26 protein-coding genes are annotated in these 25,077 nt (G+C 75.0%); 8 read left to right on the plus strand and 18 right to left on the minus strand.

Features of this window, described 5'->3' with window-relative positions; translation table 11 throughout:
• Positions 1-41: 41 nt before the first annotated feature.
• From ACX9I7_RS12205 to ACX9I7_RS12220, 4 genes are read right to left on the minus strand one after another with little or no spacing between them, the layout of a single operon-like run.
• Positions 42-1,550, minus strand: coding sequence for an FUSC family protein (locus tag ACX9I7_RS12205; protein ID WP_459387310.1), 1,509 nt, complete (start codon positions 1,548-1,550; stop codon positions 42-44).
• A 37-nt stretch (positions 1,551-1,587) separates the two neighbouring features.
• Positions 1,588-2,790, minus strand: coding sequence for an acyl-CoA dehydrogenase family protein (locus ACX9I7_RS12210; protein ID WP_459387311.1), 1,203 nt, complete (start codon positions 2,788-2,790; stop codon positions 1,588-1,590).
• On the minus strand, positions 2,787-3,935 hold the full coding sequence (locus ACX9I7_RS12215; protein ID WP_459387312.1) for an acyl-CoA dehydrogenase family protein: 1,149 nt from the start codon (positions 3,933-3,935) through the stop codon (positions 2,787-2,789). The genes ACX9I7_RS12210 and ACX9I7_RS12215 overlap by 4 nt, the downstream gene beginning before the upstream one ends.
• Entirely contained in the window at positions 3,935-4,786 is an 852-nt protein-coding gene (locus ACX9I7_RS12220) for an enoyl-CoA hydratase (protein WP_459387313.1), read from the minus strand. The genes ACX9I7_RS12215 and ACX9I7_RS12220 overlap by 1 nt, the downstream gene beginning before the upstream one ends.
• A gap of 45 nt (positions 4,787-4,831) precedes the next feature.
• On the opposite strand from ACX9I7_RS12220, the gene ACX9I7_RS12225 reads away from it, so the two are divergent.
• From ACX9I7_RS12225 to ACX9I7_RS12235, 3 genes are read left to right on the plus strand one after another with little or no spacing between them, the layout of a single operon-like run.
• Complete coding sequence (locus tag ACX9I7_RS12225) at positions 4,832-5,632, plus strand: SDR family oxidoreductase (protein WP_459387314.1); 801 nt, start codon at positions 4,832-4,834, stop codon at positions 5,630-5,632.
• A complete protein-coding gene (locus ACX9I7_RS12230; protein ID WP_459387315.1) occupies positions 5,629-6,258 on the plus strand; it encodes a TetR/AcrR family transcriptional regulator in 630 nt (209 codons plus the stop codon). Before ACX9I7_RS12225 ends, ACX9I7_RS12230 begins: the two co-directional genes overlap by 4 nt.
• A 9-nt stretch (positions 6,259-6,267) precedes the next feature.
• Positions 6,268-7,425, plus strand: coding sequence for an acetyl-CoA C-acetyltransferase (locus tag ACX9I7_RS12235; RefSeq protein ID WP_459387316.1), 1,158 nt, complete (start codon positions 6,268-6,270; stop codon positions 7,423-7,425).
• A 6-nt stretch (positions 7,426-7,431) separates the two neighbouring features.
• Here ACX9I7_RS12235 and ACX9I7_RS12240 read toward each other — a convergent pair whose 3' ends face one another.
• Positions 7,432-7,872 carry an Lrp/AsnC family transcriptional regulator gene (locus ACX9I7_RS12240; protein WP_459387317.1) on the minus strand — a complete coding sequence of 147 codons (441 nt, stop codon included), beginning with the start codon at positions 7,870-7,872 and terminating at the stop codon, positions 7,432-7,434.
• A 79-nt stretch (positions 7,873-7,951) separates the two neighbouring features.
• On the opposite strand from ACX9I7_RS12240, the gene ACX9I7_RS12245 reads away from it, so the two are divergent.
• Both ACX9I7_RS12245 and ACX9I7_RS12250 read left to right on the plus strand, forming a co-directional pair.
• Positions 7,952-8,701 (plus strand): AzlC family ABC transporter permease, encoded by a 750-nt coding sequence (locus tag ACX9I7_RS12245; protein WP_459387318.1) that lies wholly within the window; start codon positions 7,952-7,954, stop codon positions 8,699-8,701.
• The gene (locus tag ACX9I7_RS12250) at positions 8,694-9,020 is read left to right on the plus strand and encodes a branched-chain amino acid transporter permease (RefSeq protein ID WP_459387319.1); all 327 of its coding nucleotides are present in this window, start codon (positions 8,694-8,696) and stop codon (positions 9,018-9,020) included. Before ACX9I7_RS12245 ends, ACX9I7_RS12250 begins: the two co-directional genes overlap by 8 nt.
• Positions 9,021-9,125: 105 nt before the next feature.
• Here the strand turns inward: ACX9I7_RS12250 and ACX9I7_RS12255 are convergent, their stop codons facing one another.
• The 5 genes from ACX9I7_RS12255 to ACX9I7_RS12275 are packed head-to-tail and all read right to left on the minus strand — an operon-like array spanning position 9,126 to position 13,411.
• Positions 9,126-9,962 carry an SCO6745 family protein gene (locus tag ACX9I7_RS12255; protein WP_459387320.1) on the minus strand — a complete coding sequence of 279 codons (837 nt, stop codon included), beginning with the start codon at positions 9,960-9,962 and terminating at the stop codon, positions 9,126-9,128.
• Complete coding sequence (locus tag ACX9I7_RS12260; RefSeq protein ID WP_459387321.1) at positions 9,959-11,032, minus strand: NAD(P)H-dependent flavin oxidoreductase; 1,074 nt, start codon at positions 11,030-11,032, stop codon at positions 9,959-9,961. Before ACX9I7_RS12260 ends, ACX9I7_RS12255 begins: the two co-directional genes overlap by 4 nt.
• Complete coding sequence (locus ACX9I7_RS12265) at positions 11,029-11,781, minus strand: CoA-transferase subunit beta (RefSeq protein ID WP_459387322.1); 753 nt, start codon at positions 11,779-11,781, stop codon at positions 11,029-11,031. The genes ACX9I7_RS12260 and ACX9I7_RS12265 overlap by 4 nt, the downstream gene beginning before the upstream one ends.
• Positions 11,778-12,647, minus strand: coding sequence for a CoA transferase subunit A (locus tag ACX9I7_RS12270; RefSeq protein WP_387567857.1), 870 nt, complete (start codon positions 12,645-12,647; stop codon positions 11,778-11,780). Before ACX9I7_RS12270 ends, ACX9I7_RS12265 begins: the two co-directional genes overlap by 4 nt.
• Positions 12,644-13,411 carry an enoyl-CoA hydratase family protein gene (locus ACX9I7_RS12275; RefSeq protein ID WP_387567859.1) on the minus strand — a complete coding sequence of 256 codons (768 nt, stop codon included), beginning with the start codon at positions 13,409-13,411 and terminating at the stop codon, positions 12,644-12,646. The genes ACX9I7_RS12270 and ACX9I7_RS12275 overlap by 4 nt, the downstream gene beginning before the upstream one ends.
• An 82-nt stretch (positions 13,412-13,493) precedes the next feature.
• On the opposite strand from ACX9I7_RS12275, the gene ACX9I7_RS12280 reads away from it, so the two are divergent.
• The 3 genes from ACX9I7_RS12280 (at position 13,494) to ACX9I7_RS12290 (ending at position 15,761) form a co-directional block, all read left to right on the plus strand.
• Positions 13,494-14,288: an SDR family oxidoreductase gene (locus tag ACX9I7_RS12280; RefSeq protein ID WP_387567861.1), complete on the plus strand. Its 795-nt coding sequence runs from the start codon at positions 13,494-13,496 to the stop codon at positions 14,286-14,288.
• Positions 14,285-15,205, plus strand: a complete 921-nt coding sequence (locus ACX9I7_RS12285; RefSeq protein ID WP_459387323.1) for an SDR family oxidoreductase — start codon at positions 14,285-14,287, stop codon at positions 15,203-15,205. The genes ACX9I7_RS12280 and ACX9I7_RS12285 overlap by 4 nt, the downstream gene beginning before the upstream one ends.
• Before the next feature lie 85 nt (positions 15,206-15,290).
• Positions 15,291-15,761, plus strand: a complete 471-nt coding sequence (locus ACX9I7_RS12290) for a flavodoxin family protein (protein ID WP_459387324.1) — start codon at positions 15,291-15,293, stop codon at positions 15,759-15,761.
• On the opposite strand, the gene ACX9I7_RS12295 is transcribed toward ACX9I7_RS12290, so the two are convergent.
• The 8 genes from ACX9I7_RS12295 to ACX9I7_RS12330 are packed head-to-tail and all read right to left on the minus strand — an operon-like array spanning position 15,762 to position 24,979.
• Positions 15,762-16,622: an ABC transporter permease gene (locus ACX9I7_RS12295; protein WP_126917046.1), complete on the minus strand. Its 861-nt coding sequence runs from the start codon at positions 16,620-16,622 to the stop codon at positions 15,762-15,764.
• Positions 16,619-19,333: an alpha/beta fold hydrolase gene (locus ACX9I7_RS12300; RefSeq protein WP_459387325.1), complete on the minus strand. Its 2,715-nt coding sequence runs from the start codon at positions 19,331-19,333 to the stop codon at positions 16,619-16,621. The genes ACX9I7_RS12295 and ACX9I7_RS12300 overlap by 4 nt, the downstream gene beginning before the upstream one ends.
• 43 nt (positions 19,334-19,376) lie before the next feature.
• Positions 19,377-19,925 carry a DUF1697 domain-containing protein gene (locus ACX9I7_RS12305; protein ID WP_387567869.1) on the minus strand — a complete coding sequence of 183 codons (549 nt, stop codon included), beginning with the start codon at positions 19,923-19,925 and terminating at the stop codon, positions 19,377-19,379.
• Between the two features lie 32 nt (positions 19,926-19,957).
• Positions 19,958-20,608 carry an ABC transporter ATP-binding protein gene (locus ACX9I7_RS12310; RefSeq protein ID WP_459387326.1) on the minus strand — a complete coding sequence of 217 codons (651 nt, stop codon included), beginning with the start codon at positions 20,606-20,608 and terminating at the stop codon, positions 19,958-19,960.
• On the minus strand, positions 20,601-21,518 hold the full coding sequence (locus ACX9I7_RS12315) for an ABC transporter ATP-binding protein (protein ID WP_459387338.1): 918 nt from the start codon (positions 21,516-21,518) through the stop codon (positions 20,601-20,603). Before ACX9I7_RS12315 ends, ACX9I7_RS12310 begins: the two co-directional genes overlap by 8 nt.
• A gap of 41 nt (positions 21,519-21,559) precedes the next feature.
• Positions 21,560-22,387 carry an ABC transporter permease gene (locus ACX9I7_RS12320; RefSeq protein WP_459387327.1) on the minus strand — a complete coding sequence of 276 codons (828 nt, stop codon included), beginning with the start codon at positions 22,385-22,387 and terminating at the stop codon, positions 21,560-21,562.
• Positions 22,380-23,345, minus strand: coding sequence for an ABC transporter permease (locus ACX9I7_RS12325; RefSeq protein WP_459387328.1), 966 nt, complete (start codon positions 23,343-23,345; stop codon positions 22,380-22,382). Before ACX9I7_RS12325 ends, ACX9I7_RS12320 begins: the two co-directional genes overlap by 8 nt.
• Before the next feature lie 38 nt (positions 23,346-23,383).
• Complete coding sequence (locus ACX9I7_RS12330; protein WP_459387329.1) at positions 23,384-24,979, minus strand: ABC transporter substrate-binding protein; 1,596 nt, start codon at positions 24,977-24,979, stop codon at positions 23,384-23,386.
• Positions 24,980-25,077 lie beyond the last annotated feature (98 nt).

Consider the following 25,077-nt stretch of genomic DNA (forward strand, 5'->3'; position numbering starts at 1 on the left):
CCGTCGAGGCCCGCCGGAGGGCCGCGTGCCGCCGGCCGGCGTCAGCCGGCGGCGGGCGCGGGGGCGCGGAGGGCGGCCAGGGCCCGGTGCCCCTCGTGCTCCTCGTGGGCGATCCGCGCCTCGGGCAGCGGGTGCCGCCGCCGCTCGCCGGCCGCGACGTCCGCCGCCGCGCGCAGCTCCAGCAGCGCCGCCCCGAGTCGCTCCCGGGCCCCCGCGGGATCCCGCGTGCCGTCATGCGCGTCGGCACGCGCGTCGCGGACCCGGGCGAGGGCGGCCTCCACCCGTGCCACGGCCCGTCCGTCGGCGACCAGCAGGCAGACCAGCACCCCCACCGCGGCGCCCGCCACCGTGTCGACGCCCCGGTCCGCCATGGTCCCGCCCGCCGGGTGCGCCCCGGCGAACTCGCCCAGCAGCAGGGCCATCGGGGTCACGAACACGCTGCCCAGCCAGTAGTTCCGGGCGATGGTCGCCTCCGCCGTGACCTGGAGCGCGAGCGCGACCGCCACCATGACGACCTCGCCCGTCCGGGCGAGGGGCAGCAGCGCGGCGAACAGCGCCAGCCCCACGACATTGCCGATCACGCGCTGTGCGCCGCGCTGCCAGGACGCGGAGGCGTGCGCCTGGACGACGGACGCGGCGGCGACGACGGCCCAGTGGGGGTGCGTACCGCCCAGCGCGAGGGCGATCCACCCGGCGAGGGTGCCGCCGAGCGCGACGCGGGTCGCGGCCACATACAGCCCGTCCGGCGTTCGAGGACACCGCGCGTCAGCGCGGAACGGGGGCCCGGGGGCGAAGCCCTCGGCATCGGGAAGGGCCGGGATCGGGGAATTCCCACGGCGCAGCCCCCGCGCCACCTCCCGCAGCCGCCCCGCCTCCCCCTCGGACGCTGCCTCGGCCCACCTGACCAGGGCCTCCAGGGCAGGGTCGCCCGCGCACGCCCGCCGCGCCGCCCCCGCTGTCACCAGCACCGCGTGCCGGTCGCCCCGGGCCGCCGCCTCCAGGGCCCGTGCCACGGCGATCCGCTCCGGCCCACGCGGCCGGACGAGGCCCGGGGCCATGCAGATCAGCCAGGCCAGGGCCCCGCTCGCCGCGACCAGGCCCAGATGCGCGGGCACCTCCGCGGCCCGCTGCGGCACGAAGAACGCCGTCGACGTGACGAACGTCAGCACCACGTTCCCCGGCGGCCCGATCCGCGCGGCGTCGCACACGGCCTTGTGGGCCGCCGCGACGAGTGCCGCGAGCAGCACCAGCAGGGGAGCCGAGTGGACGAGGGCGGCACCGGTCAGGGCCACGCCCATGCCCGCGACCGCGCCCAGGACCACCCAGGCCAGCGTCCGGGCGCGCCGGGCGTAGGGCCGGTCGTGCCCGTACAGCGCGCAGAGCGCGCCGGCGGCGATGTACAGGGCGAGGTCGAGGCGGCCGAGCGCGAGGAGCGTCACGTCGGGGACGGCCAGCGCGAGGGCCGCGCTCAGCGCGGGCCGGGCCCAGCCGTCCGCCGCCGGCTTCAGCCGGACGACACCGCGCAGGGGCAGGGGAGGGAGCTTCGCCATACAAAAACATTAGCAGGTGTTTTACTGGTGAAAGAGTTCAGTGGGGGAGTTCCAGGGCGTCCCGGCGGCACTCCTCCGGCGACCCCCACGCCTGCCGCAAGGCCCGTGCCTTGCCCAGCCACAGCGACAGCTCGTATGCGGACGTGTAGCCGATCGCCCCGTGCACCTGGAGCGCCGTGCGCGCCGCCGCGTACGCCGCGTCGCAGGCGGCCGCCTTGGCAGCCGCCACCTCCGCCCGGGCGCCCGGGGAGCCCGCCGCGAGGGCCACGGCCGCGCCGTACAGCAGCGGCCGCGCGAACTCCAGGCCGATCAGCGCGTCCGCCAGCCGGTGCTTGACCGCCTGGAACGAACCGATCACCGTGCCGAACTGGACGCGCCGCCGTGCGTGGGCCACCGTCCGGTCGAGGAGCGCGTGCCCCACTCCGAGCGCCTGGGCGGCGGTCGCGTACGCCGCCCACAGGCGCGCGTACGCCGTCGCGTCCCGCACGGCGGGCCCGGCCGCCAGCCGCTCCCCGCCCGCCGCCGGAACGGCCAGACGCCTCGCGGGGTCGACGGACGGCAGGACCGGCCCGTGACCGGGCGCCAGCCACAGCCCGTCCGCCGCGTCCCCGTCCGCCGTGTCCCCGGCACCGCTGGTCACCACGAACACCGCGTCCGCCGCGTCCGCGTCCAGCGCGTACGGCCGCGCGGGATCGATGGACCGCAGGACCGGGCCGTGACCGGGCGCCGGGCGCGGCTCGGGCGCCGCATCCTCGGCGCCGGCCGTCGCCACGAAGACCGCGTCGGCGGCCGGCGCGTACGGCCCCCCGGCCGGCGCCGCCGCCCGGCCGGCGCGAGGGCCGTGCTCGGCGCGGGCCGGAGCCGCCAGAGTCAGCCGCGCCCGGCCCGCGCACACCCTCGGCACCCACTCCTTCGCGGGCGCCGCCTCCCCGGTCTCCGCCAGCCGCGACAGCAGGGCCGTCACCGCCACCGTCTCCACCAGCGGGCCCGGCACGCAGTGCCGGCCGAACTCGACGAACGCGACGCCCACTTCCACCGGCAGCGGCCCCACCCCGCCCAGCCCGCCGGGCGCCGCCAGCGTGAACACGCCCGCGTCCGCCGCCCGGCGCCACAGCGCCCGCCCCGGCCCGTGCTCGCCGCGCGCCCACGCCCGCACCGCCGAGGGCGTGTCCGCCGCCGCGAACATCCGGTCCAGCGAGCGCCCGAAGGCCGTCTGCCCGTCGTCCAGCGCGAACCTCATCCCCGCCGTCCCTTCGGCAGCCCCAGCAGCCGCTCCGCGATCACATCCCGCTGGATCTCGTTCGTCCCGGCGTAGACCGGCCCGGCCAGGGCGAACAGCCAGCCCTGCGCCCAGTCCGCGTCGACGAGTTCGCCGTCCGCGCCCAGCAGGTCGAGGGCCGTCTCGTGCAGCGCGAGGTCCAGCTCCGACCAGAACACCTTCGTCAGGCTCGCCTCGGCCCCCGACGGCGGATCCGGCCGCGACGCTTGCGCGTAGGCGTACAGCCGGTACGCCCGCGCCCGGATCACCGCGTCCGCGACCCGGTCCCGCAGCGCCGCGTCACCGGGACCGGAACCGGCGGCCGAACGCCACAGCTCCACCAGCCGCCCGGCCGCCGCCGTGAACCGGCCCGGGGCGCGCAGCGTCGTCCCGCGCTCGCTGCCCGCCGTGCTCATCGCCACCCGCCAGCCCTGCCCCGGCTCCCCGACGACGTCCTCGTCGGGCACGAAGACCTCGTCCAGGAAGATCTCGGCGAACACCGGCTTCCCGTCGAGACGCCCGACGGGCCGTACGGTCACCCCGGGCGCGTCCAGCGGGAACAGCGCGTACGTCAGCCCCCGGTGCGGACGGTCCGCGCCGGGGTGGCTGCGGAACAGGCCGAAGGCCCGGTCCGCGAACACCGCCCGCGACGACCACGTCTTGTTCCCGCTGAGCAGCCAGCCGCCGTCCGTGCGGGCCGCGACCGAGCGGAGCGCCGCCAGGTCGGAGCCCGCCTCGGGCTCGGACCACGCCTGGGCCCAGACCGTCTCGCCGCGCGCCATCGGCGGCAGGAGCCGCGCCCGCTGCTCCTCGGTGCCGTGCGCGAGGAGCGTGGGGGCGAGCAGGGCGATGCCGTTCTGGGAGATCCGGACGGGCGCGCCCGCCGCGTGGTACTCCTCCTCGAAGACCAGCGACTCCACGGGCGAGGCGCCCCGGCCCCCGTACGCGCACGGCCAGGAGACCGCCGACCAGCGGCCCTCGTACAGCGTCCGCTCCCACGCCCGGTGCTCGGCGAAGCCCCGCGCGGTCTCCGGCGGCGCGAGCGGGGCGGCGGGCACGTGCTCCACCAGCCAGGCCCGCGCCTCCGCGCGGAAGGCGGTCTCCTCGGGGGTGAGATCGAGGTCCATCAGCGGTCCTTCATGGCCCGGGCGTCCATCCCGGCGAGCGGATCGCCGGACGTCTCCGCGTTGTGCGCGTGCGCGAGGTGGTGGAGGGCGAAGGCCGAGTCCAGGCCGCTGTGCAGCCCCTGGAGATCCTCGGCCTGGTTGACCGCCCGCTTGGTCAGGGCCAGGCCCATCCGGGGCATCCGGGCGATCCGCCCGGCCAGGGCGCGGGTCTCGGCGGCCAGCGCGTCGCGCGGCACCACCCGGTTGACCATCCCCACCTCGTACGCGCGGCGTGCGCTCATCCGGTCGCCGGTGTAGAGGAGTTCCTTGGCGATCCGCGGCGGCATCACCCACGGGTGGGCGAAGTACTCGACGCCCGGGATGCCCATCCGTACGACCGGGTCGGCGAAGAACGCGTCCTCGCTCGCCACGATCAGGTCGCACACCCAGGCCAGCGTCAACCCGCCCGCCACGCACGCCCCCTGGACGCTCGCGATCAGTGGCTTGGGCAGCTCGCGCCAGCGTCGGCACATCCCGAGATACACCTCGGACTCGCGGGCGAAGCGCCGCTCGGCGCCGGACCTGCCGGAGTGGTCCCACCACAGTCCGGCCCGGCGTGGGAACGACAGGTGCTCGTCCCGGCCGGGCGACCCGATGTCGTGCCCGGCCGAGAAGTGCTCGCCCGCCCCGGCCAGGACGACGACGCGGACGCCGTCGTCGGCCGCCGCCTCGGAGAAGGCCGAGTCCAGGGCGTAGGTCATCGCGGAGTTCTGCGCGTTGCGGTACGCGGGCCGGTTCATGGTGACGGTCGCGACGGGGCCGTCGCACTCGTAGCGCACGACAGGACCGGCGTCCACAGGGTCAGTGGTCATCAACCATCCTTCCCTAACAAGTGTTTGGTAGGTTAGCGTGGGGCCATGAGCAGCGTCGAGAGCTCCGGCCCGCCGCCCCCGCCACCCGGCCACGACCTGCTGACCGGCCGCACCGCCGTCATCACCGCCGCCGCGGGCACCGGCATCGGCGGCGCCACCGCCCGCCGCTTCCTGGAGGAGGGCGCGAGCGTGGTCCTGGGCGACGCCCACGCGCCCCGCCTCGAACACGTCGTGGCCGGGCTCGCCGGGGAGTTCGGGGCGGGCCGCGTGGCCGGGACGCCCTGCGACGTCACCGACGAGGCCCATGTCGCCGCCCTCCTCGACCTCGCCGAGGAACGCCACGGAACCCTCGACGTCCTCGTCAACAACGCGGGCCTCGGCGGCACCGCCGAACTCGCCGACATGACCGACGAACAGTGGCACCGCGTCCTTGACACCACCCTCACCGGCACCTTCCGCTGCACCCGCGCCGCCCTGCGCCGCATGCGGGCGCGCGGCACCGGCGGCGCCGTCGTCAACAACGCCTCGGTCCTCGGCTGGCGCGCCCAGCGCGGCCAGGCCCACTACGCCGCCGCCAAGGCCGGCGTCATGGCCCTCACCCGCTGCGCGGCCCTGGAGGCCGCCGATCACGGCGTCCGCGTCAACGCCGTCGCCCCCAGCCTCGCCGCCCACCCCCACCTCGCCCGGGTCACCACACCCGAGCTGCTGGAACGGCTGGCGGAACGAGAGGCGTTCGGCAGGGCGGCCGAGCCCTGGGAGATCGCCAACGTCATCGTCTTCCTCGCCAGCGACTACTCCTCGTACATGACCGGGGAGACCGTCGCCGTCAGCAGCCAGCGCGCGTGAACGAGAATGGCACCGTGCCGACCAGCGAGCCGACCAGCAAGAAGACCACCCCCACGCGGCGCGAGGAACTCCTCGCCACGGCCGCCGAGGTGTTCGCCGAGCACGGCTACCGGGCCACCACCGTCCGCCGGATCGCCGACGAGGCGGGCATGCTCGCCGGAAGCCTCTACTACCACTTCGACTCCAAGGAGTCGATGCTCGACGAGATCCTCACCGGCTTCCTCGACGACCTGTGGGCCCGCTACGACGCCGTCCTCGCCGCCGGGCACGGCCCCCGCGAGACCGTCACCGCGCTCGTCACCGAGTCCTTCCGCGAGATCGACCGGCACCGCGCGGCCGTCGCCCTCTACCAGAAGGAGTCCCCGCACCTCGCCGGGAACCCCCGCTTCGCCTACCTCGCCGACTCCCGGCGGAGGTTCGAGGAGATGTGGCTGGGTGTCCTCCGGCGCGGCGTGGCCGACCGGGCCTTCCGCGCCGACCTCGACACCCGCCTCGCCTACCGCTTCCTGCGCGACACCGTCTGGGTGGCCGCGTCCTGGTACCGGCCCGGCGGGACGCACAGCGCGGAGGAGATCGCCCGGCAGTACCTGTCCATGGTCCTGGACGGCATCGCCCCACGACCCTAGGAGCCCGTCATGGCCGAAGCGTTCATCGTCGAAGCGGTACGCACCCCCGTCGGCCGCCGCGGCGGCGCCCTCGCCGCCGTCCACCCCGCCGACCTGGGCGCCCATGTCATCGCCGAACTCATCCGGCGCACGGGCGTCGACCCGGCGGCCGTCGACGACGTCGTCCTCGGCTGCCTCGACACCGTCGGCCCGCAGGCCGGGGACATCGCCCGCACCAGCTGGCTGGCCGCCGGCCTTCCCGAGGAGGTCCCCGGCGTCACCGTCGACCGGCAGTGCGGCTCCGGCCAGCAGGCCGTCCACTTCGCCGCCCAGGCCGTCCTCTCCGGCACCCAGGACCTCGTCGTGGCCGGCGGCACCCAGAGCATGTCGCAGATCCCCATCGGCTACGCCTTCCACCGCGCCACCGAACCCCTCGGCCTCACCCAAGGCCCCTTCGCCGGCTCCCACGGCTGGCGCGCCCGCTACGGCGACCGGCCCGTCAACCAGTTCCACGGCGCGGAGACCGTCGCCGACCAGTGGGGCGTCACCCGCGAAGCCATGGAGGAGTACGCGCTCCGCTCCCACGAACGGGCGGTGCGCGCCGTCGACGAGGGCCGCTTCACCCGGGAGACCGTGCCGTACGGGGACGTGACGGCCGACGAGGGCCCGCGCCGCGACACCTCCCTCGCCCGCATGGCCGCCCTCCAGCCCCTCGTCCCCGGCGGGCGGCTGACCGCCGCCGTCTCCTCCCAGGTCTCGGACGGCGCGGCGGCCCTGCTGATCGCGAACGAGCGTGCCGTGCGCGACCACGGGCTGACCCCCCGCGCCCGGATCCACCACCTCTCCGCACGCGGCGAGGACCCCATCCGCATGCTCACCGCCCCCATCCCGGCGACGGCCCGCGCGCTGCGCCGGGCGGGCCTCGGCGTGGACGACATCGACCTCTTCGAGGTCAACGAGGCATTCGCGCCCGTCGTCCTGGCCTGGCTGAAGGAGACCGGCGCCGACCCGGACCGCGTCAACGTCAACGGCGGCGCGATAGCGCTCGGGCACCCGCTGGGGGCGACGGGGGCGAGACTGATGACGACGCTGGTGGCGGAGCTGGAGCGGGCGGGCGGACGCTTCGGCCTGCAGGTGATGTGCGAGGGGGGCGGACAGGCGAACGTGACGATCGTCGAGCGGTCGTGAAGACCCTCAGTCGTCCGTCTTGATCTTCTTCATGACGAGGTGGGAGTCGACCCGGGTGACGGCCCGCAGCCCGATCAGCTTGGTGGTCAGGAACGTCTCGTACGCCGCGTGGTCCTCGACGGCGACCCGGATGAAATAGTCCGGGCGGCCGAAGAGACGGTGGAACTCGACGACCTCGTCGTAGGAGGCGATCGCGGACTCCAGCTCCTCGACCGTCTGGAGGTCGTTGACGCCGATCTCCACGGCGGCCATCACCTCGAAGTGCCGGCCGGACGCCGCCGGGTCGATCCGGGCCCGGTAGCCGGTGATGATCCCCTCGTCCTCCAGGCGCTTGACCCGGCGCAGGCACGGCGGCGGCGTCAGGCCGACGCGTTTGGCCAGCTCGACGTTGGTCAGACGACCGTCCTGGCGCAGATGGAACAAAATTTCCCGGTCGATGGCGTCCATGTAATGAAGTGTCGCACGAGCGCGAAACGGAGGAATGATCGGAAACCAAATTACGCGGTCAAAAACCTAAAATTGCCGCATGAACGCCCCGTCAGACGTGGCCGTCGGCCGCGAGCGCCAGGACACCGCCCCACCCCCTCCCGCCACGTCCGACTTCCGGTCGGCCCTCAAGGACTCCAGTTCCGTGGGCCTGGCCCTGTTCCCGCTGGGCATAGCCCTCGGCGTGCTCGTCGTCCACGCGGGGCTGGACTGGTGGTGGGCGACCGCGATCACCGCCTTCGTGTACGCGGGCTCGCTGGAATTCCTCCTCGTCGGCCTGATCGCCGCGGCGACGCCGCTGGCCCAGGTCGCGCTCACGGCGTTCCTGGTCAACTTCCGGCACGTCTTCTACGCCCTGTCCTTCCCGCTGCACCGCGTCAGGAGCCGCGCCGGCAAGGTCTACAGCACCTACACGCTGACGGACGAGGCATACGCGCTGACCACGGGGGAGTCGGCGCACGAGTGGAGCGGTCGGCGGATCGTCTGGCTCCAGGCGCTGTGCCAGGTCTACTGGGTCGTCGGCGCCACCCTCGGCGCGCTCTTCGGCGCGCTGGTCCCTGCCGAACTGACCGGCCTGGACTTCGCGCTGACCGCCCTGTTCGTCGTCCTGGCCGTCGACGCCTACCTCGCCCGGCGCGACATGCCCACGCCCGCCCTCGCCCTGGTGTGCGCGCTGGTCGCCCGTTTCGTCCTGCCGGGGCAGATGCTGCTCGCCGCGCTGGGGCTGTTCACCGCCGGGCTCCTGGCCCGCCGCGCGTTCGCGCCGCGAGGGGAGACGGCCCGTGCCTGACCACGCGACGTACGTCGCCGCCGCCATCGCCATATCCGCCGCCGTCACCTGGGCGCTCCGCTGCCTCCCCTTCGCCGCGCTGGCCCCCCTGCGGGCGAGCGACACCCTGCGTTACCTCAGCGTGCACATGCCGGTCGGTGTGATGGTGATCCTCACCGTGTACACCCTCCGCGACGTCTCCCTCACGACCGCCCCACCCGTCGCCCTGGCCCTCGCGGCCACGCTCGGCCTCCACCTGTGGCGCCGCAACGCGGTCCTGAGCGTCCTGGGCGGCACGGCGATCCATGTGGCCCTGGCGAGCACGGTGTTCAGCGGCTGAATACAGCCCGTCCGGCGTTTGAGGACCGGGGTCTGGGGCGGAGCCCCAGGAAACTGGGGGCACCTCCCAGCGGTAGCTGGGGGAGAAAGGGCGGGACCGGGGCCACTACTCCTTGCCCGGCAACCCGATCGGGTTCGGGAATCGCAGCGCGGAAGCGCACGCCGCCGCCAACGGCGCGAGCAGCGCGCGCAGTTCCCCGGAGTCGGACTGCGACCAGACCCGCCCCGCCGCACGATCCGTCGCCTCCTCCGCCACCGCGAGAACGCGTCGGCCCGCGTCCGTCGCCGCGCCCCCGGGCTCCAGCAGTCCCCGCCCCACCAGCCGCGCCCCCGCCGCCTCCCACTCCTCGTCCGTCCAGCCCCGGTAGGGCTGGAGCTCCGAGCGCGGCACGTCGATGCCCGACCGCAGCACCAGCGCCTCGCAGCCGTCGAGCCCGGCGGCGACGAGGGCCGCCACATGGCCGTCGCCCCGGTGCTCGCGCAGCAGCGTCGCCGCGTGCCACAGGCGCTCCAGCGGGTCGTCGGGCCAGGGCTGCGCCGCGTGCGCGGCGGACAGCACGCGCCCGCCGTGGTCCAGGCCCTCCGCGACGCCGGCGAGCAGCTCCCCCGCCCGTGCCGCCTCCTTCTCCCGGCCCGCCAGCAGTCGTTCCAGCGCCGCCCGCGCTCCCGCGCGCCGGATCTCCAGGGCGCGCGCGGGCGGAGTGATGTCCCATACGGACGGCAGCGCCCGGGCGACCGTCCCCGGCGCGAAGCCGAAGAACGCCGCCGTGACCGGCTCCGGGCCCACCGGTCCGAGCGGTGCCGCCCGCCCGGCGAAGTAGCCGCGCCGCCAGCCCCGAAGCCCCGCCTCCTCGAAGGCGGTCAGCGCCTCCGGGGCGAAGTACACGACGGCGTGGACGGGTTCGTACAGCTCCCACAGCGCGCGGGCGGCCGTGTCGTTCATTGCCAGGACCTCCGATCCTCCGGCACATGCCGGCCCAATCCTCGCAGCACCCCCTCCGCCTCCGCCATGATCCGTTCGATCAGCGCCGCGCAGGACGGCAGGTCCTCGATGACCCCCGCCACCTGCCCGGCGGCCATCACCCCCAGATCCGTCCGGCCGTCGACCATCGCCGCCTTCAGCAGCATCGGCGTGTTCGCGGCCAGCAGCACCCGCCCCCAGCCGAGTTCCCCGCCGTGCCGCAGGGCCCGCCCGTCGCGCAGCATCCGCCGCCACGTCAGCCCCGACAGCGCCCGGAACGCCGCCGCGTGCCGCAGCGCCCGCACGAGCGTGGCGGTGCGGCCCGCGCGCTCCAGCGCGGTGACGAAGGGGGTGCGCAGCACGCGGTGGGGCAGGCCGTCGATCCGGTCGGTGACGGTGACGTCCTTGACGGACGCGGCGAGGTACGCGGCCTTCACGGCCGCCGGGACCGTGCTGTCGGAAGTCAGCAGGAAGCGGGTGCCCATGGCGACGCCCGCCGCCCCGTAGGCGAGGGCGGCGACCAGGCCCCGGCCGTCGTGGAAGCCGCCCGCCGCGACGACCGGGACGCCGACCGCGTCGACGACCTGCGGCAGCAGCACCGACGTCGCGACCTCGCCCGTGTGGCCGCCGCCCTCGCCGCCCTGGACGATCACCGCGTCCGCGCCCCACGCCACGACCTTCTCGGCGTGCCGCCGGGCGCCGACGGAGGGGATGACGACCACGCCGGCGTCCTTGAGGCGGGCGATCAGCTCCCGCGAGGGGGCCAGCGCGAACGACGCCACCCGCACCCCCTCCGCCACCAGGATCGCGGCGCGTTCGGCGGCGTCGCCCGCGTCCGCGCGCAGGTTGACGCCGAAGGGCTGGTCGGTCCGGGACCGCACCTCCCGGACGGCGGCCCGCAGCCGCTCCGGCGTCATGGTGGCCGCGCCCAGGATGCCGAGGCCCCCGGCGGCGGCGACGGCCGTCACCAGCCGGGGGCCCGCCACCCAGCCCATGCCGGTCTGCACGACGGGGTGCCGGACGCCCACGAGCTCGGTGAGGGCCGTCCTCACGGCCGCACCTCGCGGTCGCGGAGGCCGTCCGGGTCGAGGACCTCGCGGATCAGCCGCAGTTCGGCCGCCGTCGGCGGCCGGGTGCGCGGTGCGTCCGCCGGCACGTCGAGGGGGAAGCCGGTGGCCGCCCGCACCTCCTCGGCCGTGACGCCGGGGTGCAGCGACCGCACCCGCAGCGTGCGGTCCGGCGTCTCGAAGTCCAGCACCGCGAGATCGGTGACGACGCGCCGGAGGCCGTGGAAGCGCGTCGCGGCGGGCCCGGCGGCGGCCGCCCGGTCGTGGCCGACGCCGCAGACCATGTCGACGCGCTCGACCAGGACCCGGGGGGAGTGCCGGGGGATCCAGTAACTGACGGGATGGTTGAGCGTGTTGACGGGCGCGCCGCGTACGCCCAGCAGCTGCCGGTCGGGGCGGCGCGCGTCGCCGATGCGGCTGATGTTCTGGTTGCCGTACCGGTCGAGCTGGCTCGCGCCCATCATCACATGCCGTTTTCCCCCGGTGACCAGCGCCAGATGGCGGCGGAACGGCAGCCAGCCCTCGACCACCCGGGCCCTGCGGCCCAGCGCCGGCACGTCGGCGATCAGCATCGCCTCGCCGTCCGTCAGCAGCAGCTCCGGGGCGAACGTCAGCCGCGCCAGCCGGGCCCCGATCGTGGGGACCGTGCCCATCGGGCTCGCCAGGATCTCCCCGTCGCCGCGCCAGACCTCCGCGCACGCCACGACGCAGATCTCGGCCCTGCTGGCGTTCATGAGGCATCCCGCCCGCGTGTCGCCGCGACCGCCGTCCGGTACTCGTCCTCGTCGCCGGACAGGAACCGCGCGACGAACTCCCGCCAGTCCGCCGGGTCGGCGGCGGCCCGCGCGTACGCCGCCTGGAACGCCTCGTCGCGGTCGTAGTCCGGCGCGCACGAGGTGAAGTGGGCGCCGCCCGGCGCCTCGACGACCCCAGTGACGCAGTGCCGCTGGACGAGCAGCGTCTGCGGCCCGCCCCCGTCCGTGAACTCCTCGCTGCCGACGATCCGTTCGCAGGAGACGTACGCCTCCTTGGCCGCCTCGCAGAACAGGTCGTCGAAGTACGGATCCGGGCCCAGGTACTGGGCGTTGCCGCGCGCGTCCGCGCGGTTGAGGTGGACCAGCGCCGCGTCGAGGGTCAGCGCGGGCACGGCGACCAGCTCCTCCCCGTCCTCGTACGGCGAGACCACCGTCCGCAGGTCCGGGTCCGCCGTCATGACGTCCGAGCCGAGCCCGGCCCGCACGGGCAGGAACGGCAGCCGGTGCGCGGCGGCCGTCAGGCCCCACATGACCATCGCCTCGTCGAGCTCCACCAGCTCCAGCCCGCCCCGCTGCCGGGCCGCGCGGAAGTGCGGTTCGAGGGGGATCGAGTCGAGGGAGACGAAGGCCGTCACCAGCTTGCGGATCCGGCCCGCCGCCGCCAGCAGGCCGACGTCCGGGCCGCCGTAGGAGACGACGGTCAGATCGGTCAGCCCGGCCCGCAGCACGGCCCGGACCAGCGCCATCGGCTTGCGGCGCGACCCCCAGCCGCCGATGCCGATCGTCATGCCGTCCGCCAGCCGGGCCACGGCCTCGTCGGCGGTCATCCTCTTGTCGGCCGTCATGCCCCCTCCCTCCCCGGGCCCGGCCGGCCGGCGGCGAAGGCGGCGCGGTGGCGGTCGCCGACGCCGCCGAGGGCGGCCTCGAAGGTGAAGCCCTGCTCGTAGCGGTAGCCCCGCCGGACGTCGACGGGGTCGATGCCGTTGAGCGCGGCCTTGGCCATGCGCAGCAACGCGCCGTCCTTCGCCGCGATCTCCCGCGCCAGCTCCAGCGCCGCCCCGGCGAGCCCCGGCCGGGGCGTGACGCGCCAGACCGAGCCGTGCCGGTGGAGCTCGGCGGCCGTGACGGTGCGCGAGGTGTAGAAGAGCGTGCGCATCAGATGCTGGGGTACGAGACGGGAGAGGTGGGTGGCGGCGCCCAGTGCGCCCCGGTCGAGCTCGGGCAGCCCGAACACCGCGTCGTCGGAGGCGACGACCGCGTCGGCGTTGCCCACGAGACCGACGCCGCCGCCCAGACAGTGGCCGTGCACGGCCGCGACGACCGGGACGGGACAGTCGTAGACGGCGGAGAAGGCTTCGGCACAGGCGTGGTTGACGTCGACGAGGGCCCGGTGGCCCGGTGTGCCGATCAACTCCTTGAGGTCCACGCCGGCGTTGAAGCCCCGCCCGGCGGCGGTGAGCAGGACGCAGCGGGTGTCCGGGTCGGCGCCGGCCGTGCGGACCGCGTCCGCCAGCGCGTACCAGCCGCGCACGGGCAGGGCGTTGACGGGCGGGACGTCCACGGTGACGACGGCGATGCCCGGTTCGGGGCGTGCGGTGGAGATGCCCATCGGCTACCTTTCCACCAAACGTTTGTTAGGTATCGGTCCGTTGTCGACGGTAGCAGCGGACCGTTCGCCGGGGGAGGCGTGGATGAGCGGAACTCCCGGGCCGGAGCCGGACGGCCGCCGGGTCGTACTCGTCACCGGCGGCACCCGGGGCGTGGGCGCGGGCATCGCGCGGGCTTTTCTGCGCACCGGCGCGCACGTCGTGGTGTGCGCCCGTCGCCCACCCGGCGAGCCGGTCACGGCGGCGGGGCGGACGGCCCGCTTCCACAGCGCGGATCTGAGGGAACCAGGGGCTGTCGAGGAGGTTTTCACCTGGCTCGCCGCCGAGTACGGCCGGCTCGACGTCCTCGTCAACAACGCCGGCGGCACGCCCCACCGGCCCCTGGACGCGGCGGACGCGGCCCGGCACGTCCGCGTCCTGGAGCTCAACCTCCTCGTGCCGCTCGCCGTCTCGCTCGCCGCCCGGCCGCTGCTGCGGGCGCGGCCCGGCCCGGCGGCCGCGGCGATCGTGATGATCGGCAGCGTCAGCGGCACCCGTCCCTCGCCCGGCACCGCCGCCTACGGCGCGGCCAAGGCCGGGCTCGCGAACCTGGCCCGCACGATGGCCGTGGAGTGGGCCCCGGACATCCGCGTCAACACCCTCGTCCTCGGCATGGCCGACACCCCGGCCGCCCGGGCGCACTACGGCGGCGAGGCGGGCCTGGCCGCCGTCGGCCGGACCGTACCGGCCGGGCGGCTCGCCGAGCCCGACGAGATCGGCGAGGCCGCCGTCTTCCTCGCCTCGGACCGGGCCTCCTACGTCACCGGGGCCGCCCTGCTCGTCCACGGCGGGGGCGAGGCCCCCGCCTTCCTCGCCGCGGCACAGGGAGGAACGGCATGACCGGAATCCGCGCGGGACGGGTCGCCGTCGTCACCGGCGCCGGGCGCGGCCTCGGCCGCGCCCACGCGCTGGCGCTCGCCGCCGAGGGCGCCCGGGTCGTCGTCAACGACCTGGGCGCGGGGCCCGCCGGGCAGGGCGCCTCGGCGGACCCCGCCCGGCTCGTCGCCGAGGAGATCCGCGCCCGGGGTGGCGAAGCCGTCGCCCACGACGGCGACATCGCCACCGAGGAGGGCGCCCGCTCGCTCGTCACCACCGCCCTGGAGACGTACGGACGCCTCGACGCGCTCGTCAACAACGCCGGGTTCCTGCGCGACCGCATGCTCGTCAACCTCGGCGAGGACGACTGGGACGCCGTCGTCCGCGTCCACCTCAAGGGCCACTTCCTGCCCCTGCGCCACGCCGCCGCCCACTGGCGGGCACGGGCGAAGGCGGGGAGCGTGCCCGAGGCGCGCGTCGTCAACACCACGTCCGGCGCGGGGCTGCTGGGCAGCGTCGGGCAGGCCAACTACGCCGCCGCCAAGGCCGGCGTCGTCGCCCTCACCCTCGTGGCCGCCGCCGAACTGGCCCGCTACGGCGTCCAGGTCAACGCCGTCGCCCCGGCGGCCCGCACCCGGATGACCGAGCGGGTCTTCGCGGAGGCGATGGCCGCGCCGGAGGACGGCGGATTCGACGCGATGGCCCCGGCCAACGTCTCGCCGCTGGTGGCCTGGCTGGCGTCGGCGGACGCGGCCGGCGTCACGGGCCGGGTCTTCGAGGCGGAGGCCGGCCGCATCACGGTCATGGAGGGCTGGCACCCGGGTCCCACGGCCGACAAGGGCGACCGCTGGACACCGGGGGAGGCGGGAAAGGCGGTACGGGAGCTGCTGGCACGGGCGCGGACGGAAGGGCCGGTGTACGGGGCGGGCCGAGAGGTGTGATCACCGCCACATCCTTCGCCTGTCACGCCCGGCGCCCGGGCGGTGTCCTCACGGTGTGCGAGGTCGAAGCGAAAGGAACACCGTCATGAGGACCGTCATCGTGTGCACCTCCGTCTCCCACGGCAACACGAGGAGGATCGCCGACGTCATGGGCCGGGTCCTGGACGCCCGGGTCGTCGAGCCCGAACGGATCGACGCGGCCGAGCTCGCCACTTACGACCTGGTGGGGTTCGGCTCGGGCATCTTCACCCAGAACGTCCACCCGAGGCTGCGCGGGTTCGTCGAGTCGCTCCCGGAGGGCGGCCGGTACCGCAAGGCGTTCGTCTTCACCACCAGCGGACTGCCCGAGCCCCCGTTCCGGCCCCACAGCCGCTCCCTCGCGCGACTCCTGGAGCGGAAGGGTTTCGACGTGAGCGGCACCTTCCAGTGCCGCGGGTACGACACGTGGCTCCCGTTCAAGCTCGTCGGCGGGATCAGGAAGGGGCGCCCCGACGCCGGCGACCTCCAGGCGGCGCGCGCGTTCGCCGAAGGGCTGCGGGTCAGGGCGCTGACCTGATCAGGACACCACGTCCTTGCCCCGGAAGTGCCGGAACGCCAGCGCGAAGAACACCACCGCGTACGCGACCGACACCGCTGTGCCCTTGACCATCCCGCCGTACTCCGGGCGCGGCTGGAGGGCGTCGGCCCACGCGTACTGCCAGTGGGCCGGCAGCAGGTCCCGCCAGTCGCCCAGCGCCGTGACGGCGTCGAGGACGTTGCCGACGATCGTCAGGCCCATCGCGCCGCCCACCGCGCCCAGCGGCGCGTCCGTGACCGTCGACAGCCAGAACGCCAGCGCCGCCGTGACCAGCTGGCCGACGAAGACGAAGGCCACGCAGAGGGCCAGCCGGCCCGTCGCCGTGCCCGCGTCCAGGGAGCCGCCGGTGGGGATCCGCAACGGCCCCCAGCCGTAGGCGGCCGTGCCCGCCGCGAGCGCCACCAGCGGCAGCAGCACCATCGCCGCCGCGCTGAAGGCCAGCGCCACGGCCAGCTTGGCCCACAGCAGCCGGGCGCGCGGCACGGGCGCGGCCAGCAGGTACCGCAGCGACGACCAGCTCGCCTCCGAGGCCACCGCGTCACCGCAGAACAGCGCCACCGGCACCACCAGCAGGAAGCCCGCCGAGACGAACAGCGCGGTGGCGGCGAAGTTCGCGCCGGAGGCGGTGGCTGTGTCCATCAGCGTCACCCGCCCGTCCCGGCCCTGCCGGTCGCCGCCGATCGCGAAGGCCGCGATCAGGACGAACGGCAGCACGGCGAGCACGGCGCCCATCACCAGCGTGCGGCGCCGCCGCAGTTGCCGTGCCGCCTCCACCCGCAGCGGAAGGGTGCGGCCGGCCCGGTAGCCGGGCGCGGATTCGACAGCCGTGGTGCCGCTCACGCGGAGCCTCCGATCAGGGTCAGGAACGCGTCCTCCAGGCGCCGGTGCGGGCCCACGCTCGTCACGGGCACCTCCAGCCGGACCAGTTCCACCAGCAGTTCCGGCACGGTCGCGCCGTCGAGCCGCACCAGCAGCCCCTCGTCGGCCCGCACGGCCGACGCCACGCCGGGCAGGGCGGCCACCTTGTCCACCGTCACCTCCGACGGCGGGCCCTCGACGCCCACCAGCAGGGTGTCGCCCGAGCCGACGATGTCCGCGACCGGGCCCGCGCCGACCAGCCGCCCCCGGTCCATGACGACCAGATGGGTGCAGGACTGCTCGACCTCCGCCAGGAGATGGCTGGAGACGATCACCGTGCGGCCGGCCGCCGCGTAACGGATCATCACCTCGCGCATCTCCCTGATCTGCGGCGGGTCCAGCCCGTTGGCCGGCTCGTCCAGGATCAGCAGGTCCGGCAGGCCCAGCATGGCCTGGGCGATCGCGAGGCGCTGCCGCATGCCCTGGGAGTAGGTGCGCACGGCCCGGTCCAGCGCGGAGCCCAGCCCGGCGATCTCCAGGGCCTCCTCCAGGTGGGCGTCCTCGGCGGGACGGCCGGTGGCCCGCCAGTACAGGTCCAGGTTGGCCCGCCCGGACAGGTGCGGCAGGAAGCCCGCGCCCTCGACGAACGCGCCGACCCGCGACAGCACGGGCGAGCCCGGCCGGATCGCGTGCCCGAAGACCCGGATCTCCCCGGCGTCGGGCCGGATGAGGCCCATGAGCATCCGCAGCGTCGTGGTCTTGCCCGCGCCGTTGGGCCCCAGCAGCCCCACCACCTGTCCGCGTTCGACCTGGAACGACAGGTCGCGCACGGCGTACCGGTCCGCCGACTTGGCGTACCGCTTGCTCAGCCCGGCGATCCGCAGCGGCACGTCGGCCAGCTCCGGGTCGGGCGCGGGGGCGGTGGTGCGGCGCCGCCCGGTCAGCAGCAGGGCCGCCGCGACGAGCACGCCGCCGGCCGGCAGCCCCCACGTCCACCACGGCAGGCCGGCCGAGCCCGTCCGCACGTCGAGGGCGGTCGGGACGCTCAGCCCGCCGCCCGCGAGGGAGACGGTATAGCCGGCGGGGTGCGTGGGGGAGGCGTAGCCGAGGTCGGTGGCGGAGAGCACGAGCCGCATCCGGTGCCCGGCCTCGAAGGTGTGGTCGATCGCGGGCAGCCGCAGCTCGACCGTTCTGCCGTCCTTCGCGTCCTCGACGCGCAGCGGGGCGACGAGCTGTCCGGGCAACTGCTGCTGGTCGCCGGGGCCGACGTCGTAGACCTTGGCGAAGAGGACCGCCTCGCCGGTGTCGGAGGCGACCTTCACCTTCGCGGTCGGCGTGCCGGTGACGTGGACGCCGTCGGACAGCGGGGCGGAGTCGAAGCGGGCGTACTGGCCGGGGAAGTCGAGGGACACCCCGAGGCCGAGCCCCGACAGCTGGGAGAGCCCGCCCCCGACGCCGGGCACGGCGGAGACGGCCGGCGGAGCGGCACCCGCCGGGTTGGCGAACGACCGTGTGCCACCGGCCAGGGGTACGGTCCGGGTGTCGGACCGCAGCCCGGGGTAGCGGGTGCCGGTCGCCGCGCGCAGCCGCGCCCTGCCGTCGGTGGTGTCGATGCCGCCGGTGCGGCTGACGCGGAAGGCCGGTCCGGTGCCCGTGGACTCGTGGTCCTTGAGGTAGCGGTCGAACCACGCGCGCGTGCGCCGCTCGATCCGGTCCTGCTCGGCCGCGAGGCCGGTGTCGTGCCCGCCGGCGATCCAGTCGACGGCCACGGGCGCCCCGTTGCGGCGGACGGCGGCGGCAGCGGCGTCGGACTGGTCGAGGGGGAAGAGGGAGTCGTTCTGCCCCTGGACGATGAGCGCGGGAACCTTGACGCGGTCCGCGACGGCGGAAGGACTGCGGCGCTCCAGCAGTTTCCGCGCCTCCGCGTCGGGCTTCCCGGCGACGGCCACCCGCTCGTACATCTCGCACAGGCTCCGCTCGAACCGGCCGCAGCCGGAGGGGCCGCCCGTGGTCCTGGACGGGGCCGGGGCGGATCCGGCGGGAGCCGAGGTGGCGCCGGTGGTGAAGAAGATCCCGGCCCAGAGCTTCTTGAAGACGTCGCCGGGGAAGAGGGAATCGGCGAGGTTCCAGTAGGTGATCTGCGGGGCGATGGCGTCGACGCGCTTGTCGTACCCGGCGGCGAGCAGCGCGATCGCACCGCCGTACGAGCCGCCCGCGATGCCGACGCGCGGGTCACCGGCCGCGTCGAGGCGCACCTCGGGGCGCCGGGCGAGCCAGTCGATCAGCCGGCTGACGTCGGCGACCTCGCGGTCCGGGTCGTTGAGGCCGATCCGTCCGGTGGAGTGCCCGAAACCCCGCGCGGACCACGTCAGCACGGCGTAACCGGAACGGGCCAGCTCCTCCGCCTCGGACCGCAGGTCGTCCTTGCTGCCGCCGAAGCCGTGCGCGAGCAGCACCGCCGGGCGGCGCTCGCCGACCGGGCCGGACGTGAAGAAGGACGTGTCGATCCGGACGGTGTCCTTGCCCCCGCCCGGGCCCTCGGGCATGACGATCGACCGGTCCTCGCGGCGCACGGGAGGATCGCCGCCGGTGGCCGAGGCGACCGTCCAGGTGCCGGCACCGCCGAGCACGACGACCGCGGCCACGGCGGCGAACAGCCGCCGCCCGCGCGGACGGGGGAGACGCAGCTTCATGTTCGAATGCTAAGCGGAGCCGGTGTCCGGCTGAGCGCGGTGGTCACTCCCCGGCCATGTCCGCCAGCCTGGTGACGGTGTTCCAGTTGCGCCCGGTGCCCGCCGTGCCCAGCCGCCGCTCGGTGAGCACCTTCGCCAGCCGGGAGTCCCGGATGCCGTTCGCGTAGTGCGCGTACACCTCGCGCTCGCCCAGCGCGAACGCCTCGGGCGCGTACGCCGCCGGGTCGAGATCCGCGACGGTCGCCGGATCGGCCGGACCGGCGAGGAAGGTCACGACGAACCGCGCGGGGTCGACCTCCTGCCCGGCGAACGGATTGGCGTCGACGACACGGCGTATCTCACCCGCCTCGCGCACGAGACAGGTCACGGAGAAACCCAGCTCCCGCTCGATGGCCTCCTCAAGGCGGGCGGCCAGCGTCGCCTCGTCGGCGCCGTCGTCGGCGGAGTGGGTGAAGACGGCGTTGCCGCTGTTGAGATGGGTCCGGACGGATTCGCACCCCATGCCGCCCAGCAGCTCCCGCAGGGTCTGCATGGGGACGCGCTTCTTGCCGCCGACGTTGATACCGCGCAGCAGCGCCACGTAGGTTGTCACGCGGTCACCCTAAAGGGAGGCACTGACAGGGGTCAGGGGCGTTCCCACCGCACCGTCCGGTCGCACCACCGCTCCAGCAGCACCGCGTCGTGCCCCACCGCCAGCAACCCCGCCCCGCTCTCCCGGCGATACGCCTCCACGACCCCGACCAACGCCGCCGTCGTCGACGCGTCCAGCATCGCCGTCATCTCGTCACAGATCAGCCACCGCGGCCGCGCCACCAGCGCCCGCGCCACGCACGCCCGCTGGAGCTGCCCGTCGCTCACCTCGTGCGGGCGGCGCGCCAGGAGCTCGGCCGACAGGCCGACGACCGGCGCCAGCCCGGCCACCCGGGCGTCGGCCTCGGCGCGGCGGCCCGTCGCCCGCAGCGGCTCGGCGATCAGGTCACGGAGCCGCAGCCGGGGGTCGGCCGACTGCCGGGGCTGCTGGAAGACGACCCCGAACGCGGTGCGCTGCTCGCGCGGCGCGCGGTGCCGCCAGCCACGGGCGGGCTCGCCGTCGATGACGACGGACCCCGCGTCCGGCCGGTGGAGCAGCGCGGCCACGCGCGCCAGCGTGGACTTGCCGCAGCCGCTGGGCCCGAGCAGCCCCACCGCCTCGCCGTCGCCGATGGTCAGCGACACATCGCGGACGACCGGATCGCGCGGGTCGTACCCGGCGGTGATGCCGCGCAGCTCAAGCACGGGAAGCCTCCTCGGCGAGCGGGCGGTGCGGATGATGGCAGGCCACCCCGTCGACCAGCGCCGGAACGGCCTCGCACGCGTCCTTCGGTGTGGCGCAGCGCGCCGCGAAGGCGCAGCCCGAGGGCAGCGCGCCGAGCTCCGGCGGCATGCCCGGAATGGGCGTGAACGCCCGCTCCGGCAGCGCGTCCAGGAGCCCCCGCGCATAAGGGTGCCGGGGCCCGGCGGCGCCGAAGAACACGGCCGCGTCCGCGATCTCGACGACGCGGCCCGCGTACATCACGGCGACCCGGTCGGCGATCCGCTCGGCCGCCGCCAGATCGTGCGTGATCATCAGCAGCGCGTGGCCCGCGTCCGCGTGGCGGCGCAGTTCGTCGGCCGTGCGGTCGACGAGCTCGCGGTCCAGGCCGGTCGTCGGCTCGTCGGCCAGCAGCACCGGCGCGTCGCCGACGAGCGCGAGCGCGGTGGCCGCGCGCTGCGCCAGGCCGCCGGAGAGCTGGTGGGGATAGCGGTCGAGGTGACCGGCCGGGAACGCCGCCCGCGCGGCGGCCGCCTCCACGGCCTCCGCCAGCGCGGTCCCCCGGGCGCCGGTCAGCTCCCGTACCGTCTCCGCCAGTTGCGCGCGCACGGTCCGTACGGGCGTCAGGTGCGCGGCCGGGCTCTGCGGCACGAGCCCGACGCGGCGGCCCCGGACGGTACGGGCCAGCGTCCGCTCGTCGGCGGAGAGCAGCTCCAGGCCGTCGCCGAGGCGCGCCTCCCCGGACGTCTCGGCGTTGCCGGGCAGCAGCCCGAGCAGCGCCGAGGCCAGGACGGACTTGCCGCAGCCGCTCTCGCCGACGAGGGCGAGGCACTCCCCGGCGGCCAGCTCGAACGAGACGTCGCCGACGGCGGCGACATGCCTGCCGCCGGGCATCCGGAACCGTACGGACAGCTCACGGACGGAGAGGACCGTCGTCACAGCGTCAGCTCCGATCGGTGCCGGGGGTTGAGCCGCGCCCGCCACGCACCGGCCAGGCCCGCGAGGGCGAGGGTGGGAACGATGATGAACAGGCCGGGGAAGAGCGTGGGCCACCAGTCGCCCGCCAGCAGCGAACCCCGCGCGCTGTTGACCATGTTGCCCAGGCTCGCCCGATGGGTGGGCAGGCCCAGGCCCAGGAAGGACAGCGCCGACTCGTGCCAGATCGCGTGCGGCACCATCAGGACCGCCGCGAGCCCCGCCTGCGGCAGCACCGCCGGCAGCAGGTGCCGCACCGTCACGCGCCACCGCGACGCGCCGCCGGAGACGGCCGCGTCGATGTACGGCCGGGAGCGCAGCGACAGCACCTCGGCCCGCACCACGCGCGCCGTCGACAGCCAGTGGGTGACCGCCACCGAGGCGACCACCGGCCAGACCCCGGGCCGGAACAGGGCGACGACGAAGATGCCGAGCAGCAGGTGCGGCACGGCCGAGAAGAGGTCGACGAGCCGCATCAGCAGCCGGTCCGGCCAGCCGCCGAACGCGCCCGCGAGCGCCCCGGCCGCCGTGCCCACGACGGTCGCGACGAGCGCGGCCACCACGCCGACGAGCAGGGAGACGCGCAGCCCGTACACACAGCGCAGCAGCAGGTCGCGGCCGACCTCGTCGGTGCCGAAGGGGTGCGCCGCGCCCGGCGGGAGCAGCTTCGCGCCGAGGTCGACGGCCTGCTCGTCCAGCGGCACGGCGAGGGGGACGAACAGCACGGCGAGGACGACGGCGGCCATGACACCGGCCGAGACCCGCAGGGCCCAGGTGCGGCTACCCATCGAAACCTATCCTCGGATCGACCAGCCCGTACAACAGGTCGGCCAGCAGATTGCCCACCAGCACGGCCGCCGTGGCGAGCACGGTCAGGGCGGCGAGCAGCGGGAAGTCGACCTTGGTGGCCGCCTCGACCGTCGCCGAGGCGATGCCCGGCCAGCTGAACACGGTCTCCACCAGCAGCGCGCCGGTGATGAGCTCGGGCACGCGGGAGCCGATCAGGGTGAGGACGGGCAGCAGCCCGGACCGCAGGGCGTGGCCGAGGAGGACCGTCCGCTCGCGCAGCCCGCGGGCGCGGGCGCCGCGCACGGGGTCCTCCGCCAGCGCGTCCCCCACGCCCTGACGCACGTACAGCACGAACCACGGCAGCTGGATGGCGGCGAGGACGGCCGCCGGGAGCACGAGGTGCGAGGCGACCTGGCCGACCGTGGCGACGTCGGCGCCGGTGTCGGTCAGACCGCCGGCCGGGAGGACGCCCAGCTCGACGGAGAAGAACCAGACGGCGAGCAGCCCCAGCCAGAACGGCGGGGCCGCCTCCAGCGTGTAGGCGAGCCCGGTGACGGCCCGGTCGAGCCACCCGCCGCGCCGCCGGGCCGCGAGGACGCCCAGAACCGTTCCCACGGTCACGGCCACGGCGAAGGCGACACCGCACAACAGCACGGACCACCCGACGCGCTCGCCGATGACGTGGGAAACGGGCTGGCGCAGCGCCGCCGACTCGCCGAGGTCACCGGTGAGCGCGGCGCCGAGCCAGTCCCACCAGCGGGTGACGAACGGCTCGTCGGCGCCGAGGTTCGCGCGCAGCTGGTCCAGGACGTCCTGACCGGCGCCGAGCCCGGCGGAGCCGGCGTAGGCCTTGGCCGGGTCGAAGGGCGAGGCCGCGGCGAGGGCGAAGACCCCGAAGGTCACGACGGTGAGCAGGGGGACGGCGGCCAGCAGCCGCCGCCCCGCCATGCGCGCCATCGGCCCCCAGGGAAGTCGTCCCGAGGGATGCCGGGCGGTCACTTCTCCGTCTGCCAGTCCTCGACGTTCCACCACGGGCCGGCGCCCAGGCCGTGGTCGTGCGGCTCGACCTGGGTGGTGAGGCCCTTCCGGTCGCCGTTCATCACGTAGAGGTGGTCGACGTGGGTGAGGAAGACATAGCCGGGGTTGTCGGCGAGACCGCGCTGCACCGCGTCGTACGCGGCCTTGCGCGCGGCCTTGTCGCCGCCGCGCCGGCCCTCCTCCAGGGCCTTGTCGACGGCGGGGTCGCTGTAGGCGGCCATGTTGTTGAAGCCGTCGAGGGCGAGGGAGGAGTGCAGCAGGTTGTAGAGGTCGAAGTCGGGGTCGGCGGGGTTGCCGCCGCCGGCGAGGACGGCGTCCTCCTTCATCCGCGGCTCGATGACCTCCCAGGTGCCGCTCTGCACCCTGACGTCGACACCGGCCTTCTTGGCGTCGGAGGCGAAGGCCAGGGCGTGCTCCTCGCGCAGCTTGTCACCGGCGGGGAACCAGAGGGTGAACGCGGCGCGCTGCCCGTCCTTCTCCCTGACGCCGTCGCCGCCGGCCCGCCAGCCCGCGTCGTCCAGCAGCTTCTTCGCCTTCTCCAGGTCGTGCGGCCGCTCGGTGCCCTTCGCGAACCACTCGCTGTCCGTGGGCACGGGCCCGTATCCGGCCCGGCCCGCGCCCTCCAGCAGCTTGTCGACCATCGCGTCGCGGTCGACGGCGAGATCGAGGGCGCGGCGCACGGCGATGTCGCCGGTGACCTTGTTCGCGGTCGGCAGGGTCACCCCGCGGAAGTCGGTGGTCCGGGCGGTCACGGTGACCTTGGACTTGTCGCCCTTGAAGCCCTTGACCAGGTTCGGCGGCAGGATCGCGCCGTCGAGGTCGCCGGAGCGCAGCCGGGTGGCGCGCACGTCGTCGTCCTTGATGATCGCCATGGTGAGCTTCTTGACCTTCGGCTCGCCGCCCCAATAGGCGGGGTTGGCCTTGAAGGTCAGCTTCTCGCCCTTGCTCCAGCCGGTGAGGACGTACGGCCCGGTGCCGACGGGCGCCGTGTTGAACGAGCCGGTGTTGACGTCCTGCCCCTTGGCGGCGTGCTCGGGCACGATCGGCAGGACGGTCCGCTCGGCGAAGGGCGCGTAGGGGTACTTGAGCGCGAAGACGACGGTGTCGTCACCGGCGGCCGTGACCTTGTCGATCGCGGCGAGCTCGCCCTTGGCGGCGTTGTTCGTCTTCTCGTCGAGGATGGTCCGGTAGGTGAAGACCACGTCCTCGGCGGAGAACGGCTTGCCGTCGCTGAACGTCACGCCCTTGCGGAGCTTGTACGTGTACGTCCGCCCGTCGTCGGTGACCTTCGGCAGCTCGGCGGCCAGGGCCGGCTCCAGCTTCATCGCGGAGTCGCGGCGGAGCAGCCCGTCGAAGATCTTCGAGTTGCCGTCCTTGCCGTAGCCCAGGAGCGGGCTGAGCGTCTCGGGCTCGTTGGCGAGACCCACGACGAGCGAGTCGTCGCCCTTCCCGGCCTTGTCACCGCCGCCCGGCGTCGAACAAGCCGCCGCGCCTGCCGCGAGGACGCCGGCCATGGCCGTGGCGGCCACTCCCCGTATGGACCGGGCCGTCATGCCCACACCTCTAATCAAGATCTCTTGCTATTGCGAACAAAGTGCAATTAAACAGGAGGTCAAGGAGTGGCCATGACGTGGGGGGTGTCGACCGGGGG

The organism is Streptomyces sp. L500, from assembly GCF_054551825.1.